The 18775-nt window shown below is 40.8% G+C and carries 18 protein-coding genes and 2 pseudogenes; 9 read left to right on the top strand and 11 right to left on the bottom strand.

From position 1 onward, the window contains the following. Positions 1-6 precede the first annotated feature (6 nt). From B2O97_RS01010 to B2O97_RS00975, 8 genes are all read left to right on the top strand, one after another. Positions 7-1677, top strand: coding sequence for a cellulase family glycosylhydrolase (locus B2O97_RS01010; protein WP_070566737.1), 1671 nt, complete (start codon positions 7-9; stop codon positions 1675-1677). Positions 1678-1699: 22 nt separating this feature from the next. After that, a complete protein-coding gene (locus B2O97_RS01005) occupies positions 1700-2746 on the top strand; it encodes a glycosyl hydrolase (protein WP_083295979.1) in 1047 nt (348 codons plus the stop codon). Between the two features lie 200 nt (positions 2747-2946). Further along, positions 2947-4038 (top strand): hypothetical protein, encoded by a 1092-nt coding sequence (locus B2O97_RS01000; RefSeq protein ID WP_198385963.1) that lies wholly within the window; start codon positions 2947-2949, stop codon positions 4036-4038. Positions 4039-4291: 253 nt separating this feature from the next. Then, positions 4292-5788, top strand: a complete 1497-nt coding sequence (locus tag B2O97_RS00995; protein ID WP_070566733.1) for a glycoside hydrolase family 30 protein — start codon at positions 4292-4294, stop codon at positions 5786-5788. Positions 5789-5879: 91 nt separating this feature from the next. After that, a complete protein-coding gene (locus B2O97_RS00990; protein WP_070566731.1) occupies positions 5880-7040 on the top strand; it encodes an alpha/beta hydrolase in 1161 nt (386 codons plus the stop codon). Positions 7041-7077: 37 nt separating this feature from the next. After that, on the top strand, positions 7078-8247 hold the full coding sequence (locus B2O97_RS00985) for a glycosidase (RefSeq protein WP_070566729.1): 1170 nt from the start codon (positions 7078-7080) through the stop codon (positions 8245-8247). 23 nt (positions 8248-8270) lie between these two features. Next, positions 8271-9686: an MFS transporter gene (locus tag B2O97_RS00980; protein ID WP_070566727.1), complete on the top strand. Its 1416-nt coding sequence runs from the start codon at positions 8271-8273 to the stop codon at positions 9684-9686. 28 nt (positions 9687-9714) lie between these two features. Next, a complete protein-coding gene (locus B2O97_RS00975) occupies positions 9715-10884 on the top strand; it encodes an AGE family epimerase/isomerase (protein ID WP_070566725.1) in 1170 nt (389 codons plus the stop codon). 73 nt (positions 10885-10957) lie between these two features. Here B2O97_RS00975 and B2O97_RS00970 read toward each other — a convergent pair whose 3' ends face one another. The 6 genes and pseudogenes from B2O97_RS00970 to B2O97_RS00950 all read right to left on the bottom strand — a co-directional run bounded on the left by B2O97_RS00970 (position 10958) and on the right by B2O97_RS00950 (position 13388). Further along, a complete protein-coding gene (locus tag B2O97_RS00970) occupies positions 10958-11170 on the bottom strand; it encodes an Abi family protein (protein ID WP_088162435.1) in 213 nt (70 codons plus the stop codon). Position 11171: 1 nt separating this feature from the next. Next, positions 11172-11276: a helix-turn-helix domain-containing protein gene (locus B2O97_RS25170; protein WP_368072492.1), complete on the bottom strand. Its 105-nt coding sequence runs from the start codon at positions 11274-11276 to the stop codon at positions 11172-11174. Positions 11277-11393: 117 nt separating this feature from the next. Further along, a pseudogene (locus B2O97_RS00965) lies at positions 11394-11624 on the bottom strand (IS256 family transposase); the annotation flags it as partial. 113 nt (positions 11625-11737) lie between these two features. Beyond that, positions 11738-12208: a hypothetical protein gene (locus B2O97_RS00960; protein WP_159333204.1), complete on the bottom strand. Its 471-nt coding sequence runs from the start codon at positions 12206-12208 to the stop codon at positions 11738-11740. A gap of 43 nt (positions 12209-12251) precedes the next feature. Continuing rightward, positions 12252-12770 (bottom strand): hypothetical protein, encoded by a 519-nt coding sequence (locus tag B2O97_RS00955; RefSeq protein ID WP_070566717.1) that lies wholly within the window; start codon positions 12768-12770, stop codon positions 12252-12254. A 186-nt stretch (positions 12771-12956) separates the two neighbouring features. Continuing rightward, positions 12957-13388, bottom strand: coding sequence for a hypothetical protein (locus B2O97_RS00950; protein ID WP_139145004.1), 432 nt, complete (start codon positions 13386-13388; stop codon positions 12957-12959). Here B2O97_RS00950 and B2O97_RS00945 point away from each other — a divergent pair. Next, a complete protein-coding gene (locus tag B2O97_RS00945) occupies positions 13363-13929 on the top strand; it encodes a hypothetical protein (RefSeq protein WP_070566713.1) in 567 nt (188 codons plus the stop codon). The two genes, B2O97_RS00950 and B2O97_RS00945, sit on opposite strands and share 26 nt — an antisense overlap. A 6-nt stretch (positions 13930-13935) precedes the next feature. Here the strand turns inward: B2O97_RS00945 and B2O97_RS00940 are convergent. From B2O97_RS00940 to B2O97_RS00920, 5 genes and pseudogenes are all read right to left on the bottom strand, one after another. Then, positions 13936-14758: pseudogene (locus B2O97_RS00940) on the bottom strand (RteC domain-containing protein). A 261-nt stretch (positions 14759-15019) separates the two neighbouring features. Beyond that, positions 15020-17293 (bottom strand): multicopper oxidase family protein, encoded by a 2274-nt coding sequence (locus B2O97_RS00935; RefSeq protein WP_070566711.1) that lies wholly within the window; start codon positions 17291-17293, stop codon positions 15020-15022. A gap of 13 nt (positions 17294-17306) precedes the next feature. Continuing rightward, positions 17307-17762 carry a heme-binding domain-containing protein gene (locus B2O97_RS00930; RefSeq protein WP_070566710.1) on the bottom strand — a complete coding sequence of 152 codons (456 nt, stop codon included), beginning with the start codon at positions 17760-17762 and terminating at the stop codon, positions 17307-17309. Between the two features lie 32 nt (positions 17763-17794). Continuing rightward, the gene (locus tag B2O97_RS00925; RefSeq protein WP_070566707.1) at positions 17795-18214 is read right to left on the bottom strand and encodes a hypothetical protein; all 420 of its coding nucleotides are present in this window, start codon (positions 18212-18214) and stop codon (positions 17795-17797) included. A gap of 26 nt (positions 18215-18240) precedes the next feature. Continuing rightward, positions 18241-18765, bottom strand: coding sequence for a DUF305 domain-containing protein (locus B2O97_RS00920; protein WP_002993268.1), 525 nt, complete (start codon positions 18763-18765; stop codon positions 18241-18243). Between the last annotated feature and the right edge of the window lie 10 nt (positions 18766-18775).

The following is an 18775-nucleotide window of genomic DNA, read 5'->3' as shown; positions in this document are numbered from 1 at the left end:
TCAGGTATGCGCTTTTTAATTGGAATAATCTTTTTTTTCATATTTCCAGTAACTACATTTTCCCAGATTATTTCTGTCGATTTTAAGGAGTCAGCAGCACTTCAAGGAAGACGGATGGATTTCGTTATAAAACTTAAATCGACCTGGACAAACCCTTATTTGCAGGAAGACATTAAGCTTGACATGGAGATATATACAGCATCAGGTGAGGTACTGCTTCAGCCGTGCTTTTATGTAAAGGGGCAATCTGGGGATATTTCAGAATGGAATGCCCGGTTCTCACCCAGACAGCATGGCGATTATCATTTTAAGTTCGTATTGAGCAAAAATGGAAAAATAGTCGCCACATCTAGGAAATTCGATGCGCGGGTGCGGGAAACGGCAGAAAAAGGATTTCTAAGTGTTAAAAATAACTGGTCCTTACAATTTGATAACGGTACATCCTTTCGTGGGATAGCCGAAAACATCTGTTGGGAATCAAGGCGTAAAGACGATTCAAAATATTATGCAGCACTGCACCAAAATGCTTCCGTTTATAATTATGACCGTATGCTTGCCGAATTTGCTGAAAATGGCGGCAATTTCTTTAGGACCTGGATCTGTCCCTGGAATTTGCCCATAGATTTTCAGGACGGATTCAACAATGATCGCTACCAGTCAGATCCAGCTCATTTTAACCCCAGCGCAGTACGCCGGCTCGATCATCTCGTCGATCTTGCCGATTCACTCGATTTATATGTTATGCTTACTTTGGGAATGGGTAATTTCAGATCCGATAATATCGGAGGGGTAAAGACGACGGACGAGTTTTTTGCAGCCGAAGAGGCTAAAACGCTTTATAAAAATCGTTTGCGCTACATTGTGTCACGCTGGGGGTATTCACCGCATATTGCTATGTGGGAGTTTCTGAATGAAGTAGATAATATACAGTTTAATGGTCGGGAAAAGCCGATTTCTTCTAAAGCTATTGTAGAATGGCATACTGAAATGGCTACCTATTTAAAAAAGATAGATCCATATAAACACATTGTTACTACCAGCATATCCCATAGAGATATCCCGGGGCTCAATGATATCGAGGCAATAGATATCAATCAAAAACACATTTACAAACATACTGATCTGATACCCTCAGAAATCAATGCATACTCCACAAAACATAAAAAGCCTTATGTCATTGGCGAGTTTGGCTATGAATGGGATTGGCAGCAAAATTTTGATGATTTTGCATATGAGATGGAATTAGATTTCAAACGGGGTCTCTGGTATGGGCTTTTCTCATCAACACCGATCCTACCGATGAGCTGGTGGTGGGAATACTTTCAGAATAGGGATATGCTACCTTATTATCGTGGGGTACGGCAATTGAGCGACCGTATGTTGCTGAATGGAAAAGGAGAATTCAAGCCATTGGCATTAAAAGCCGGTAGGCTTGAAGCCTATGGCGTAAAATGTGGCGAGGAACTCTATATCTATCTTTACAATCCCACGAATGAGGTTTTTAGTAGTAGCGTAGAGATTTTGGACATCATCGGAAACAAAAAGGAGATCCAATCATTTGACCCGCTTACATTAAAATATCAGGCAGAAGAGCTGAAAGATCATCAGGATGGAAAAATATTATTGAAAGATCTTTTTGTGGGATCTAAAAAAGAGAAGCTTTATATTATTAAGTAATGACAGTAACAAATCACCTATTATGGAAAAAAATATATTCAAGTCACTAGCGCTACTATGTAGTTCATTAATCGTGATCACCGGGATCGGCTGTAAAACATTGACTAGCCAATCGCTGGCGGCAAATACGCAGGTCAATGATTCTGTTTCGTGGTCGGCTAAAAAAGAAAAGCAAAAGATAATGGATTACCTATCCCGGATTAAGGGAAAGCGTGTTATTGGTGGTATACACAATCGCGAACCCAATAGTGAGCCTGCCCGCTGGACCAATGCCATAAACAAACTAGTAGGTAGATATCCGAAGCTGTGGAGCGGTGATTTTTTATTTCAGCAGGAAAATATTGATCACAGGAGCACTATGATTGATGAGGCTATCAGCCAATTCCATCAGGGTGCAATTGTTAATATCATGTGGCACGCCTGCAACCCTGTCAATGGACAACCTTGTAGCTGGGATGACGGACGTGGCGTTTTAAGTCATTTGACAGACAGCCAGTGGGAAAACCTTTTTATAGAAGGGACCTTAGAGCATGGTAAATTAGTCTCGATGATGGAAGAAATTGCAGTTTATCTAAAGCGATTGAAAGACAACAAGGTCATCGCTCTGTTCAGGCCCTTTCATGAGATGAATCAGGGGAAATTTTGGTGGGGGGGACGCCCGGGAGAAAAAGGCACCGCTAGACTCTACCGGTATGTACATGACTTTATGGTTAAGAAAAAAGAGCTCGATAATCTAATTTGGGTTTGGAATGTTCAAGATTTTCAAAGCCTGGATACTGACGTCGAGCTGTATAATCCCGGAAGATCCTATTGGGATATTGTTTCGCTTGATGTATACGATGATCACACGGGGTTTAGTAATGAAAAGTATGATGCGATCGTTCGTGTAGCAGCAGGAAGGCCAATGGCGATCGGAGAGTGCCAGGTATTACCGTCACTTGAGGTACTTAAAGACCAGCCCAATTGGGTGTTTTTTATGGGCTGGTCAGAATTGGTCTTTGAAAAGAACAGTGAGGCTAAGATCAAAGCATTATACGGTTCCGATCAGGTAATTATGCTGGGTGAGTAGAATAATTACACCCTTGTACAACTATTTGTTAATAAAGTATTAGCCAGCAATATCGTTAGCTCACTATCTTAGAATAACCAAAATAAACAATTATGAGATCTTTATGTAAATTATGGTGTATCTGCTTGATCATATTGTCATACAGCTGCCAAAAAAAAGCTTTTGATCAGGCTGCAGAATCTCTGCCCAAGCAGAAAAAGATGGCTTTGAACAATGGTGTTGCTCCGGCTTCAATCACTGATGCCGTGACTATTTCGGGCAATAAATTTTATGTTGCCTCAAAGCAGATTTTTTTCAATGGTATCAACACAGCCTGGCAAAAGCAAAGCGATTATACTTTAGATTTTTTAGGTAGAAATTTTGATTACACCTGGTGGAGCAATGAGTTTCAGCGTTATAAGGATAATAAAATTAACCTTGCTAGAATCTGGGTGCATGGGTCGGGGAGCCATAGTCCGTCTTTAAACGGTGACGGTCTTGTCACAGGTGCCAGTAGTCAGTTCTGGACAGATATGGACCAACTCGTTCAGATCGCTAAATCAAAGGGAGTGTATCTGCTGGTTACATTTTGGTCATTTGATATGGTAAAGAATACCAGCAGCAAGTACAATCAATTTAGGCAGATCATCAATGACGTCAACAAAACCCAGTGGTATACCGAATATTTTCTTGTCCCCTTTCTGCAGCGTTATGAAAATGAACCCACCATTATGGGATATGATATCTGCAATGAGCCAGAGCATATGTGGCGTGATGCAAACTGTGGCAATTTAAATAAGAACAATGTCGTGCGTTTCATTGCATGGTGTGCGGCCAAGACAAACCAATTTTCTACCAAGCCGGTGACGGTAGGTTCAATGTGGATTATTTTTAACAGCGATAGGTACACATCATGGGATACCTATGGGGGCAATAATTATAGCAATGCAAAATTGCAGGCGCAGTACAACAATTCCAACGCCTATTTAGATTTTTATTCACCCCATTGGTACCAGTGGCAATCCTCCGGGGCGCCATTTACCACGACCATCGGCTATTGGTTAGATAATGGTGATAAACCTGTCTTGATCGGAGAAACACCGGGGTATGATGTCAACAGCTCATCCTATAATAATTCCGGCAATTGGAATATTACTCTGGCCAATTATTACAAACAAAGCTATTGGAACGGGTACGCAGGCGTATGTGCATGGAAAAATCCATGGGAAAATGATAACTACGGTAATTTCAATGCCATTAAAGTGGCTACAAATGATTTTTATGTCAATTATCCGAGTCTAGTTTATCCCTAACAGTGTTGTATTCTAGTGATTGGTAATTGGTGTTAGAGGAGCAGTTTACTGCTTTTTTTACTAGTTTGGCCAATTTGGAGATAAAATAGTATACGCCGTAAGTGATGTTTAAGTGTTATTTTGATGATTTTTAGTTCGAATTGAATTACCTACTGCTAAAATAGTATTAGTCGAGGTAAGCTTTACCAAGTAAATTTGCTGTAGAGATGTTAAAAGATAACCAATTGTAATATTCAGACTAGGCTCACAAATTATGATTATTCGACGACCAAATCCAAAATTATTATATGCCTTATTATTTGCGATCCTATCTGTTTTTCAATTGAAGGCGCAAGAACACAAATTAAACCAGTGGGTGACCCACGATCAGCCTCTTTCGCAGCTTTCCGCAGGGCCGCCGGCAGTATTCGAGCCGACATCACGGGGGCGTCAACTACCTATCGTTATTGACGAAAGACAGGCATTCCAGACTATTGATGGATTTGGGTTTGCGCTGACGGGTGGTAGTGCCCAACTGATACATCAGATGGTACCCGATAAAAGGTCTAAGCTTCTACACGAACTTTTCAGTGCCGGAGATGGAATCGCCATTAGTGCTATCCGTTTAAGTATTGGTGCATCCGATCTAAATAGCTTTGTTTATACCTATAATGATCTCAGTGGTGGCCAGGCAGATCCGGATCTTTTGAATTTCAGCCTGGGGCATGATTACGAACATGTCATTCCTGTACTCAAAGAAATTTTGGCCATCAACCCCAAAATTCAGATTATGGCTTCACCCTGGACTGCTCCTGTGTGGATGAAAGTGGGACAGCTGTTTCAAGGCGGTTCATTAAGGACGGACTGTTATCCTGTATATGCCCGTTATCTTTTACGTTATGTACAGGAAATGGAAAAAAATGGGATCCCTATTCATATGATCACCGTGCAAAATGAACCACTCAATTCGAGGAATACTCCCAGTATGCCATTTTCTGTATCGCAGATGCGCAATTTTCTAAGAGACCACTTACTGCCCGTCTTTAACAAATTGAAGCCGGATACAAAAATTATTCTTTTTGATCATAATTGTGATCGGCCAGATTATCCATTGACCCTGTTGAATGACCCTGCTATTGGTCCATATGTAGATGGATCCGGTTTCCACCACTATGGAGGTGACATTGGTACGATGTCATTGGTGCATCAAGCTAGACCTGACAAAAATATCTATTTTACAGAACAGATGGTCATTCAATCTAGCCAAAGTAAAATCAGCAACCTTGCCTACCAGACCGAACGCCTTGTTATCGGAACCATGCGCAATTGGAGCCGGAATATGATATTGTGGAATTTGGCCGCAGATCCCAATAATGATCCCCATACAGATAATGGTGGATGTGCCATATGTCAGGGCGCACTTACCATTGATGGAGATCAGGTATCAAGAAATGTGGCCTATTACGTTGTTGCACATATTTCAAAATTCGTTCCGCCGGGATCGGTACGTGTTTCCTCCAATGCTCCTTATGATCAAGGTATTGACATTACCACGGACGAGGAAAACGCGGATATCAAACGCGTTACTACAGTACAGAATAGTGGAGTATTGCCCAATGTTGCGTTTCTTACTCCCAAAAAAGAGATTGTCCTGATTGTTGCAAACAGTTCATTCTATGATCGGGAGGTAAAAGTTCAGTATAAGGGTAAATTCAGCATGATCAAGTTAGCTGCTGGAGCAGTAGGCACCTATTGCTGGAAATCAGAATAAAAAATTATGAAACCACCATGAATATTCAAACCACACAGTGGGAAGAATAGATCTGGCGGCCTCATTACCATTGAAAACAAATGATATACAGATGAAAAAACTAATTTTATTGGGCACAGCGTTGTTAGGTCTCTATTTGCCTGTTAAAGCACAGCAGGACGGATCCTCATTTAGCACAGCCGGATGGTGGCAGGCATCGACAGGCAAATTTTCACCTGCGATTGATTCCAGTGGACGGGTTACCTTCCGTGTGAAGGCTCCCCAAGCCAGCAAAGTGCAGGTCGAGATTGGCGACTGGGACATTATGAGATTGGCGATGGAACAGGATACAAGCGGTGTTTGGACGGCATCTACGAGCTCCCTATTGCCAGGTATTTATCAGTATGTATTTGTGGTAGATGGAAAACGTTCTATAGATTTAGCCAATCCTAAAGTCAAATACGGCACAGAAGTGTATGGCAGTGTATTGGAAATTATAGCACGTCAGCCTGCCGTTGATCAGTTAAGAGCCGTCAACCACGGAGAACTCCGCATCTTAACCTATACCGCTAGCAAATTAAATAAGCAGCGCAACCTTTATGTCTATGTGCCACCCCAAGCTGTCCAGTCAACTAAACCGCTGCCAGTTTTATATCTCAGGCACGGTGGGGGAGATGATGAGGGGAGTTGGTTTCGTGATGGGCGTGTTGCGTATATCATGGATAATTTGATTGCCGAAAAAAAAATAAAACCCATGTTGGTGGTTATGACCAATGGTCTAACGGATGGATCATGGGCCGGGGGTAGTTCAGTTGAAGGGATGGATCTTCTTGAAGATGAGTTGCTAAACGACGTGAAGCCGCTTGTCGAGCAACGATTTAATGTGGGTAAGGATAAGTCATCTCGGGCCATAGCTGGTTTATCTATGGGAGGAGGGCAGGCTTTCGTGATCGGTATGCGAAATAAAGATACTTTCCAATATATAGGTCAATTTAGCTCGGGACTTTTGAGTGATCCAGCATTTGATTTTGATCGCTATATCCCCAATATGTCAGCTTTAAAATCTTCTTCCAATAGTCAAGCTGTCTATATCTGGTCCAGCTGTGGTACCAAAGATCCTCGGTACAACGGACATTTAGCTTTTCTCCAGAAGTTGAAAAGCTATGGGGTTGATTATGTCTATGACCAGGCAGATGCTGGCCATGAATGGTCATTCTGGAGGGGACAATTGGAAAAATTTGTCCAACAGATCTTTAAAGAGCACAAGAAATAGAAAATATACAAGAGAAACAAAACTATACTTATAGAAGATGAATTTAATATTTGAAAATCGTAGACAAGCTATCGAACAAGCACATCAGGAACTAATTTCTCGAAAAAATACGCCATTATTGCCAGGAAATGGGATATACGAGCGGTATACCTATCCAGTTCTGACTGCTGATCATACACCACTTCATTGGCGTTATGATTTTGATGAGGAGAGAAATCCCTTTCTGATGGAGCGTTTCGGCATCAATGGGACATTCAATGCTGGGGCAATCAAGTGGCAGGACAAATATATTATGGTTGTGCGTGTAGAGGGCAACGATCGCAAGTCATTTTTTGCTATTGCCGAAAGTGAAAATGGCATAGATGGTTTCCATTTTTGGGATTATCCGATAGATATTCCCGAGACCGAAATTCCAGATATCAATATCTATGATATGCGTCTCACGCTACACGCGGACGGATGGATCTATGGTATTTTCTGTACCGAACGCAAAGATCCCGCAGCTCCTGCTGGTGATCTATCTTCGGCAGTTGCAGCTGCCGGCATTGTACGTACTCGCGACTTGGTCACATGGGAACGCTTGCCAGATTTACAGTCCAGCAGTCAGCAGCGCAATGTGGTCCTCCACCCCGAGTTTGTCGATGGTAAGTATGCACTTTACACACGTCCACAGGATAGTTTTATTGATGCAGGCAAAGGTGGTGGAATAGGTTGGGGGCTGGTAGACAGTATGGAAAATGCGGTTGTTTCCGAAGAGAAAATTATAAATCACCGACACTATCATACCATTAAAGAGCTTAAGAATGGGCAAGGGCCAGCGCCCATTAAAACCGAGCGTGGCTGGCTACACCTGGCACATGGCGTACGGATGTGTGCTGCAGGCCTTAGGTATGTACTCTATCTTTTTGTAACAGATCTGGCACATCCCGACCAAATAATTGCTGAACCCGCGGGACATTTTATGGCACCCAAGGGTATAGAAAGAGTAGGAGATGTCTCCAACGTACTCTTTTCAAATGGCTGGATCGCAGACCCCGATGGTACCGTTTATATCTATTATGCTTCGAGCGATACACGGATGCATGTCGCCTTATCATCGATAGACAGATTGCTTGATTATTGTTTTAATACAGCCCAGGATGGATTTCGGTCAGCAGCATCAGTCAAGGTCGTACATACGATCGCTTCAAAAAATCTGAATAGTTAGATTTGTATCCAGAATACCTACTTATGAGAATTGAAAATGAAAAAATCTCGTTGAGAGAGAAAATCGGATATGGCCTGGGAGATGCAGCGTCGTCCATGTTCTGGAAGCTGTTTGGTATGTACCTGATGTTTTTTTATACCGATATTTTTGGTATGGAGGCGAAAGCTGTTGGTACCATGTTTTTGATCACCAGAGTTTGGGACTCGTTGTTCGATCCCATTATAGGTGCACTTGCAGACCGTACACGGAGCCGTTGGGGCAAGTTCAGACCATTCATCCTTTATGTTGCCATACCCTTTGGTTTGATCGGTGCAGCAACATTTTATACGCCTGATTTTTCGCATACCGGAAAAATTATCTATGCCTACCTGACTTATTCCTTGATGATGATGGTGTATTCGGCGATCAACGTACCATATGCATCATTATTGGGTGTAATGAGTCCCTTTCCCAAAGTGCGTAATGTACTGGCTACCTTTCGGATGACATTCGCCTATATCGGGAGTTTTGTTACCCTGCTTTTATTCAACCCATTAATAGATTTTTTCAGTAAGGCGGGAGCAGATCTTACGTCACTTCAGCATGGTTGGTTTATGGCTGCACTAGTTATTGCTGCATTTTCAACGATACTTTTTTTGCTATGTTTTTATTGGACAAAGGAAAGGGTTGTAGAGGTGACGGCGCATCACTCGACATTAAAGCAAGATATCGGAGACTTGCTAAAAAATGGTCCTTGGTGGATACTGCTGGGAGCCGGGGTGGCGGCTCTTGTTTTTAATTCCATTCGGGATGGAGCAACGCTATACTACTTCAAGTATTATGTTGAGGAGCATCAAATCGACCGAATCATGATTTTTGAGGTACCATTTGTATTAAGTGGACTTTATTTGGCCCTTGGGCAAGCTGCTAATATATTAGGTGTTGTATTAGCAGCTCCTGTCAGTAATCGTATCGGAAAAAAAAGCACCTATATGATTGCCATGCTTATTGCTACGGTGGGAAGTATTGCCTTTTACTGGTTGGGCAAAGAAGATCTAATTCTTATATTTTCTCTTCAGGTACTCATCAGTATTTGCGCCGGGAGCGTATTTCCCTTGCTTTGGTCGATGTATGCCGACTGTGCAGATTATTCCGAACTACGCACAGGCAATAGGGCAACAGGTTTGATCTTTAGTTCTTCATCGATGAGTCAGAAGCTCGGCTGGGCATTTGGGACGGCTCTGACAGGTTGGCTATTGGCCTATTATGGTTTTCAGGCCAATCAGCAGCAGAGTGACGAAGCACTTCATGGTATTCGGATGTTCTTGAGTTTTTTCCCTGCAATCGGTACTGTATTATCCGTGTTGTTCATAAGTTTTTACCCTTTGAGCGAAAAACGGATGGATCTGATCCTTAATGATCTAAAGAATAAAAGAGAGGCTGATCTTGAAAAAAAATAGATGAATCAATACATTTAGCTTGAATTAAATGAATCGTTTTAGAGAAATACTTGAAAACAACATACTTCCATTTTGGAGTGAAAAAATGGTCGATCTGGAATTTGGCGGTTTTTACGGAAAGATGGATGGGCATAATCATTTGGTGCCCTATGCTAGCAAAGGAGCTGTTATGCACGCGAGGATCCTCTGGACGTTCTCAGCTGCCTATCGCCAATTTAACGATATATCCTATTTACGAATGGCTGAACGGGCTTACCACTACCTACGCGATAATTTTATCGATAAAGAATATGGGGGAGTTTATTGGGAGCTTGATTATCAGGGCAAGCCCCTCAATACAAAAAAACAGACCTATGCACAGGGCTTTGCACTGTATGGTTTCTCGGAGTTTTACAGAGCTACGGGAATATCCGAAGCTTTGGAGTTATCAATAGATCTTTTTAAGTTGATTGAGCATACTTTTGATGATGAGTCTGGCGGATATTTGGAAGCATTTTCGCGCGACTGGTCACCGATAGCCGATATGCGGCTGAGTGAAAAAGACGAGAATCAGGTCAAGACCATGAATACTCATTTACATATTCTTGAGCCCTATACCAATCTGCTACAGGTGTGGCCAGATGATCAATTAATTTCAGCCCAAAAGGATCTGGTCGATCTTTTCGTTAGCAAAATCTATGATTCGCGTACAGGGCATCTCAATCTTTTTTTTGATCGGGAGTGGAACTCAACAACTGATACCATATCATATGGTCATGATATTGAAGCAGCATGGCTTTTGTGGGAAGCTACTACCGTATTGAATATTCCCGCACTCTCCCAATCCATCAAAGATATTGTGACCAGCATTGGCCTCGCCGCCGTGGAGGGGATCCTTCCTGACGGAAGTATGGCTTACGAATTTAGAGATGGTCATTTAGATGACGAAAGACATTGGTGGGTACAGGCCGAGGCAGTAGTTGGTTATAGCTATCTGTCCAAAATTGTACCTGATTCCAAGTTTTTAGATTTAGCAGAAAATGTCTGGAAATTTATTCAGACAAAACTTATTGATGTTCAATTTGGAGAATGGTACTGGAGTGTATTGCCCGATGGACAAATGAATCGTAACGATGATAAGGCGGGTTTCTGGAAATGTCCTTATCATAACGGCCGGATGTGTTTAGAAATGCTTCGGTTTAATGACCACGTCTGCTAATAATTGATAACCTAAGACTAAACATTTTGTTGAAATTTTCTAACTCTATGTGTAGGTGTTTTAACATTTTGACTCATAGTTCTTTATGGGTATAAAGAAAGGGGGTGCTTTCTATTAAGTGTCCCCTTAAGTGGAGCTGGAGAGATTCGAACAGGTTAGGGGCACTATACCAAAAAGGACCATATTGATGAGACAATATATAAATCATTTTTGCTCTGATTGCGACTTCTATCTTTTCGAGTTCAGCGGTTACCAGCTTACGCAGTCCTCTATCAAAACAATACATGTTAAATGTGGATACGCGAAACGGTCTTGCGGCACATCCCAAGTTCCCTTGAGATCTCCCGCAAAGATTTGCCGTGTTCCAAAAGTGTTTTTATCGTATTGTACATAGCCACTTTATACATAACGCTGAGAGTTTATTATACTCTCAACAAGTAAAACCTTAATTGTTTAAGGTGGTGGCATTTTAATGCGAATTGCTGGGGGTATCTATATGCGAATTAACAATTGAGACCTCGGACTGTCTTTTTTGTCTTGCCATTTCGACGATTGCTATTGCCCGAAGCTTTCTCTTCGTTCAAGTGGTTTTCCAGTTCTCCATCCATCATTGATTCCAACAGATGCTTCATTAACGGCGCTAGGACGCCATCATTGGGAGACAAACTTTTACCTTCGTAAAGACCTTGCATGGCTTCTGCCTTGAAGCGTTCAAAGTCGAATGGGTCTTTTTCTTTCATGACCGTGTCGTTTGAATAATTGAATATACATAATCTTATTGAATTATTCCTCTGACACAGTTCATGTTACAGTCTCCATTTCTATAATTAATACACTTTGTGGTACGATGCTGTTACCTCTTTTGTTTTTTCATTTCTTCTATCTCTCGCTTTAGCTGGTCTCGATCTTCTTTCTTGTAAAATTCTAACTCCGTTGCAGAATAATCGTACTTGAATAATCTCGCTTTTATTCTGGTATTATTGACAAAAATACCAAAGTCTATGTTTGCTATAGTGAGAAAACCAGCACTATTTCCATCAATTTCGATACTTCCAAATTTTGTGAGTTTTGCCAGTCTTGTACTGAATGATCCATCTGTGTCTGAAGATACTTTTTTGAGCGTATTTCCTTCCGAGTCTAAAAATCGTATCTCTGCATTGGGTACCTTCCTTTTTTTCTTAGCTTCAGTGATAATGCCTGAAATCGTCACAGAATCTTCCGAATCGTTCTCGTCTAAATAGCTTGAAGATTCGTACCCGCCCAATACTTTATTGTTTATTGTTTTAGGTCTGATGACAGAACATGATGAGAAACAAAAGATCAAAAAAAAGACTAAAATTTTAATAGCCCAGATCAACTTATAACACCTATCTATGTTTTCTATTTGCTTTTTCAACTTCTTTCCTCAACTTTTTCTGGTCCTTTTTTGAACCTATTTCATTAATATACATGGGCTGCCTTGGTAATTTTATGTCTAAGGCGTAGGTTTTAAAATTTGTCGCAATGTAAACATGTTCGATAGTCATCCCCGTTCCAAATGTATCTACAATAATTTTTCCATGGAGCAATCCCTCGGATGGGATCGTTAGCGAAAATTCTCCATTTTTATCGGTGATGGCTGTACCAATTGTATCACTCTCTGAACTAAGAAAGAAAACTCTAGCAGAAGGAACATTTTCATTATTATGGCACATTCTCACTTTGCCTTTTATTAAAGGCGATATCTCATCATCTGTATAACCTTTACCTCGTTGGCTATAGCTGCTGCAGTTGTTTTGGTCTATATCAACCCAGTCGTTATAATTCTTCTTTGTGGAACAGCTAAAGAGTGTTAGCAAAAGAAGAAGTTTAAAACCACAAAGGTTTAACTTTATGCGTAATGCCATTATAAATTTGGACCTTTTTTATATTTCAAATAATAAACAAAAATTCTTTATATGAATAGATTCCGTTGTAAACAAGATGAAATTTTTAGCACCATCAAAAGCTTTTTTTTAACTTGCTTGTACCTACCTCTAAAATCTAACTCATTTCAATATTAATAATTTTTCTGAGTTGATTCTCATTTATATCTATTTATTATTTTGATTCTTGATTTCTTTAATCTCTTTTTTCGAAAGGGGTACTGTGCTTTTCATAACTCCATTTATAATAAACAGTTTCACAGCTATTTCTATTTGTGAATAAAATCGACCCATATCAACTTTTGCGATTTCAAGTTCACCTAATGAATTTCCATCGGATCCATTTATATTAATATTCCCGACAGTAGGTTCAGTTTTTATGGTAAACTTAAATCTTCCTTTACTATCAGCTGTTTTTTTAGCAATTAATTTATTATTTGTATCCCGAATTTCAATTTCTGCATTTGGTACTATTTTATTACTTCCTCCCATGCGCACCTCTCCCTGAAGTGATATTATTCCTTCAAGATCTTTATCATCTTTTAAATATTTTATATTTACAATCGAAAACCCTGTGCTGTTAGATGGCTTGCCGCCCAATGCAAATCCGAAACAAATAGGCGCAAAACTGAACGAGATTGCGAACAAAGCCCGCACGGCAGGCGACTATCGTGAAATAGGCAACCTCTACGGGTTTCAATTATTGGTTAAAACAGAACTTCCAAAGGATAATTCAACACTCGAAAGGGTCAATAGATTTTTTATAACTGGCGAGGGCAATATCAAGTACACCTACAATAACGGTCTGATGGCAAAAGACCCCGAAACCGCCGCAATGAATTTTTTAAGGGCTTTGGAAAAACTGCCGGGCTTTGTGAAGCAGGAGCAGGAGAAAATCGCTGAAATACCAAAAGACCTACCGATACTTCAGGAAGTGGTTAACGGTACTTGGGCTAAGGAAAGTCGATTGAGTGATCTTAAAACGGAACTGGCTGCCGTAGAAAGAAAGATACAGCTATCTATTACGCCGGAAACCAAACAAGATGCTTCGGAGCAGGCAGAAAAGCAGAATGAAGCCCCAAAGGTGCAGGAAAGCATTATACGGACAAAAGGCGTTCATTCACCTCGTGGCGTATTATAATAGTCGTTACTTTTCGTCCTTTTCGTCCATTTTTTTTTATTAGGGCTTCACACAGGCTGTCAAGGAATTTGGTTCGGTTTATCTTACGGGCTTTCAGTTCCATAAACGTATGGTAAAAATCGCCCAATTCAATATTAAAGGCATCTTCAAATGCTTTAGCAATCAATTTTATATCTGTATTCCCATTGTTAAATACACCGTGGGAGTACAGTGCATATATGAGTTCAGTCAGTGCCGTTTTGCTTGCCGTCCATTTCAATGAATTGTCCGAACCCCTTTTCACATTGATGTTATTGAGCCTGTCTTCCAAATAAACTTGTATCAGGTCATTGGCAATAATCTTGGCAACCTTATAATCGTGTGAAGTAGAAAAACGATGGTCTGCTTCAAAATAAAATGTGTCTAACCACAGCCTTATATCGTGCTTGCCACGCACAAAGAATTTTTCGTCAACGAAAGAATTATTGCTGCGGTAATACTTGTAAAAATCAAGGTTGTTTTCAAAGAACCTTTTTAGCTTTTTCAGTTCTTTGGTAAAATATTTCTTGGTACGCTTGTTCCCGTAGGGTCTTCTTGTTTCGATTTTATAGATGGCATTGTAGTAGATGAGCTTTGAAACAATAACAGGTTTCTGATACTTGAAAAAATGGATTTCTTCTGCCATATTCTTAAAGTCATTTTTCAGTACAAAGTCCTTTAAGTCGGCAAGGCTTTGTATGATATGGTGTATAACGGCTTCAATTCTTTTTATGGGGCAGTCGGTTTCAATCTCCAGTTCCTGGATTGCAGTTTCCAATTTAAGATATGTTTCATTGTAAAATTTATCCATTCGCTTCATTTTGATGTAATATATTATTGGTTAATACAGAAAAGCTAACACTGTTCGTATTAGCTTATGATGCAATTACTGCTTAAAAAAATTCAACCTCTACCGTATTGATGATGGAACGATAGATAGATTTTTGTTGCATACTTTAAAGGGTTGTAGTATGATGCAGGTTAGTCTTTGCGAATTACACCTGCATCACCTCCTTTTTTTTACCGATATTTTTTTACGGTTATGCAGTTTACAACCCTTAGTTATTTAATTTTAATAAGTCAATGCCAGCCCCACACCAAAGCCCATATCGCTATCATAGTGGGTACGTATACCTATATTCTTATTAATGATATACCTAAGTTCTCCCATATACTCTAAGTCGGTATTCACCATAAAACCACCTCTTAGTCTTTTTGAAATTGGTATATCTTCACGCATTAACTGCAATCTCACAATTCCATCATGATATACTTCTGCCTGAAAATTGACCAGCATAGGTAACGTATACATAAACCCTAAACTGAACGCCCTGCGGGTGTCTTTCTTGTTGGTTTGTCCAAATATGTTCTTTTCGTGTTCATCTTCTCCCATTTTACGGTAGCGGTAATCAAAACCTACAAAGGGCATGAACCATTGCATCTTTCCAATGTATCTACCTAAATGGGTTTCTACTTCATAACCGTGCATACTATTATAGCCTAAACGCCATTCTGTTCCTAATTGGTAGCGTGCATTCATTAGCATAGCTTCTCCATCATTACCATTGGTTGCAAAATCGTTTTGTGCCATAAAATGAGGCATATTACTTTCTCTTTGCAATTCTTTATAGGCTTTTGCCTTGTCGGGTAGATAGGGGTTATTGTAGTCTCCAACTTCAAAGACCCTGTTCATTCCCGCCATCATGTGATATAATATATGGCAATGAAAGAACCAATCACCTTCCTCATTTGCTAAAAACTCAATGGTATCTATTTCCATAGGCATGATATCCAACACATTTTTAAGCGGCGATTTTTCGCCTTTTCCGTTTATCACCCTGAAATCAAATCCGTGAAGATGCATTGGATGCCGCATCATTGAATTATTATAAATGGTAATCCGTAGAATTTCTCCTTTTTTTACAGGTATTTTGTCAGTTTCCGAAAGTATTTTATTATCCATGCTCCATACATAGCGGTTCATGTTGCCAGTAAGTGTGAATTTCAACTCTTTTACAGGCGCATCATTTGGAAGAGAGGTGTTATAAGGTGATTGCAACATAGCATAATTTAATGTTTTGATGTCTCCCAAGGCATTAGCGTTGTAACGGTTAGCGTCGTTATCCATATCCATACCCTCATGCTTACTGTGGTCTGCTTTTTTTGTTGCATCTCCGGTAATTTCGGGATACATCACTACATTCATGTCCATTTGGTTAAGGCTCATCTTCATGCCCATATCGTCCAAATCGCCATTCATTTTCATCATATCGTTCATCATCTTCATCCCCTCGAAATACTTCAATCGTGGGAGTGGAGAAATAAGCTGTTTGACCCCATCACCTATAAAGTAACTCGCAGATTGTGTCCTGTCTTCGGTTGTTGCTAAGAACTCGTAAGCCAAACCATCTTGAGGGATAGTCACTACAATATCGTAAGTTTCAGAAACGGCAATGATTAACCTGTCCACCTCTACAGGCTCAACATCATTCCCATCATTCGCTACTACTGTAATTTTTCCTCCAGCATACCGTAGCCAGAAATATGAAGACGCCCCTCCATTGGAAACACGCAATCTGACTTTGTCGCCTGCTTTTAGCTTTTTACCATCAATTGTTTTCAAATCGGTGCTATGGCTAGCATTTATTAGGATTTTATCATAGTAAACGTCACTGACATCCATCGCCAGCATCCGCTTCCACTCGTTTTTTACCTTTACCCCTAATTTTCCCTCCTTAATAGCTTCAACATATGATTGTGTTGCGCCTTTCTTAATGGCCGCCCAATCATTTGCATTGTGTAGCATACGGTTGATATTATCGGGGTTAAGATTTGTCCACTCACTTAATATAATTGGAACGGTCGGCAAATCGTCAATTCCTTTTCTGAATGTCTTATCATCGCTTCTTTTCTTCATGATAAAACTTCCGTACATGCCAATCTGCTCCTGCAATCCTGAGTGGGAATGGTACCAGTGCGTACCATGCTGGATAATCGGAAAACGGTAGGTGTAGGTTGTGCCCGGTGCGATGGGTTTTTGTGTAAGCCAGGGCACACCGTCTTCTTTATTGGGCAGGAACACACCATGCCAGTGAAGTGATGTGCTTTCTTTCAATTGGTTGTGCACCACTATTTCGGCAGTGTCGCCCTCGGTAAAGGTAAGGGTGGGCATGGGGATTTGCCCGTTTACGGCAATTGCCCTTTTTTGCTTACCTGCATAGTTTACAAGCGTATCTTTTACATACAGCTCGTAATGCACCACTCTCTGTGCAAACAGCGTTTGCGTGCAAAGCAGTATCAGCACTGTTTGCAAAATTCTTATAGGTATTTTATTATATCTGTTCATGATTTGAAAAATTTTATTTAATGCTGTCTTCCATTGTGCTAAACCACGCTATCAAAACCTGCTTATCCTCCGGTGACAATACTGCATTGCGATGAATTAGTGTGTATGATGACAACGGCATTTCCCCGTCCTTAACCTGCCCGGCCATAGCCCTGAACTTGTTTCGCTGCCTGCGGACAGAATAGTCGCCAAATTCGCTAAAGTTGAGTTCCTCTTTCCCCTTTTTTATATGCTCTGCCATGTACCATGCGCCGGGCTGGATACGGCTGTACCACGGATAATGGGTATTGTTGCTATGGCAGTCATAACAGGACTGAACAAGGATAGCCTTTACATTTTGGGGTACGGCGTACACCCTTTCGATATGGGTGGCTGGCACTTCAACCGCCTGGTTCCGTAAGGGCTGAAAGAACTGTATGGCAATCAGGACGACAGCCAGCCCCAATATGATTTTCTTCTTTATGGTCATAATTATTTTATTGTGGCTTCATCTTTTTGTGTCTACTGTTTTTTCACATACTTGGCATAATTCTCCTTGTTTTCAAAATAAGAAACTTCACCGTTATTTCCTGTCACAGCAATCACCGCATTAGCTTTGTCTACCTGCTTATGGGAATAGGGGTCTATCGCCATCCGCACGGTCGCATCTTTTGGAATACGTTCCTTACACATTTCGCAACATCCGTAATAGGTTTTACCATCAAATTTTACTTCAAACTGCTTTTTGCCGATATAGGCATCGTTGACCATGCAGACTTCATCCGATGGAACCAATTCACCTATTTGGGTAGTATGTCCGTTGCTTTCCGGAGTTGCCTGCGAATGCTGCTGTTCCGCTTCATCCTTATTTGACCCCGCCTGACCGCAAGCGGTGAATAGCAGGGTTAATAAGGAAATAAAGCCAATTATTATTTTGTTCATGTCCAAACTTGTTTTTTTAAATTTTATTATTTACTTTCTTCAAACTCTTTTAGCTTGCGCTTCATTAGTTCAATTTCTTCCGCTTGGGTTTTAAGTATATTTTTTTGCAGCTCTATCAGTTCCGGGTCGGTCAGGTGTGCCTTTTCGGACATCAATATGGCTGCTGCGTGATGGGGTATCATACCCTTTGCAAACTGCTTGTCCCCGACATTGATTTGTTCCCTGATACCAAACCATGAAAAGATGCCAACAGCAACCGAGATGATGGCTATCGCCCAATTCATCTTCCTGTTGGGGTACATTACTTTCATTATCGCTAATTCGATAAGCAGCATTGCCGAGGTCATCAGCAGGGTCATGTACAAATTGTTGATATTGGGTATCAGGTTCTGCCACCCGTCAATCATGGCGTACATGATAAAATACATCACTGCGAACATTGCGACAGCCATCACCGCAAAGCGTTTGTACATGGCCGAAGCATGTTTTGTATTGTGCGTGCCATGCTCCGAGGAATGACCCGCATGGTGACTGTTTTGCATATTTTCCATAACCCTGAAT

The sequence above is a fragment of the Sphingobacterium sp. UBA865 genome (assembly GCF_002295765.1).
Classification (GTDB): domain Bacteria; phylum Bacteroidota; class Bacteroidia; order Sphingobacteriales; family Sphingobacteriaceae; genus Sphingobacterium; species Sphingobacterium multivorum.
Note: the sequence above shows the minus strand (reverse complement) of the source record. Positions and strands in the feature narration are given on the sequence as shown.

What these genes read in the sequence shown, in the direction of transcription:
- B2O97_RS00930 (WP_070566710.1), bottom strand. Translation starts at nt 17,762, where the DNA reads ATGACCATAAAGAAGAAAATCATATTGGGGCTGGCTGTCGTCCTGATT.
- B2O97_RS01005 (WP_083295979.1), top strand. Translation starts at nt 1,700, where the DNA reads ATGGAAAAAAATATATTCAAGTCACTAGCGCTACTATGTAGTTCATTA.
- B2O97_RS00935 (WP_070566711.1), bottom strand. Translation starts at nt 17,293, where the DNA reads ATGAACAGATATAATAAAATACCTATAAGAATTTTGCAAACAGTGCTG.
- B2O97_RS00970 (WP_088162435.1), bottom strand. Translation starts at nt 11,170, where the DNA reads ATGTATTGTTTTGATAGAGGACTGCGTAAGCTGGTAACCGCTGAACTC.
- B2O97_RS01000 (WP_198385963.1), top strand. Translation starts at nt 2,947, where the DNA reads ATGGCTTTGAACAATGGTGTTGCTCCGGCTTCAATCACTGATGCCGTG.
- B2O97_RS00920 (WP_002993268.1), bottom strand. Translation starts at nt 18,765, where the DNA reads ATGGAAAATATGCAAAACAGTCACCATGCGGGTCATTCCTCGGAGCAT.
- B2O97_RS00985 (WP_070566729.1), top strand. Translation starts at nt 7,078, where the DNA reads ATGAATTTAATATTTGAAAATCGTAGACAAGCTATCGAACAAGCACAT.
- B2O97_RS00995 (WP_070566733.1), top strand. Translation starts at nt 4,292, where the DNA reads ATGATTATTCGACGACCAAATCCAAAATTATTATATGCCTTATTATTT.
- B2O97_RS01010 (WP_070566737.1), top strand. Translation starts at nt 7, where the DNA reads ATGCGCTTTTTAATTGGAATAATCTTTTTTTTCATATTTCCAGTAACT.
- B2O97_RS25170 (WP_368072492.1), bottom strand. Translation starts at nt 11,276, where the DNA reads ATGTACAATACGATAAAAACACTTTTGGAACACGGCAAATCTTTGCGG.
- B2O97_RS00975 (WP_070566725.1), top strand. Translation starts at nt 9,715, where the DNA reads ATGAATCGTTTTAGAGAAATACTTGAAAACAACATACTTCCATTTTGG.
- B2O97_RS00990 (WP_070566731.1), top strand. Translation starts at nt 5,880, where the DNA reads ATGAAAAAACTAATTTTATTGGGCACAGCGTTGTTAGGTCTCTATTTG.
- B2O97_RS00925 (WP_070566707.1), bottom strand. Translation starts at nt 18,214, where the DNA reads ATGAACAAAATAATAATTGGCTTTATTTCCTTATTAACCCTGCTATTC.
- B2O97_RS00955 (WP_070566717.1), bottom strand. Translation starts at nt 12,770, where the DNA reads ATGGCATTACGCATAAAGTTAAACCTTTGTGGTTTTAAACTTCTTCTT.
- B2O97_RS00980 (WP_070566727.1), top strand. Translation starts at nt 8,271, where the DNA reads ATGAGAATTGAAAATGAAAAAATCTCGTTGAGAGAGAAAATCGGATAT.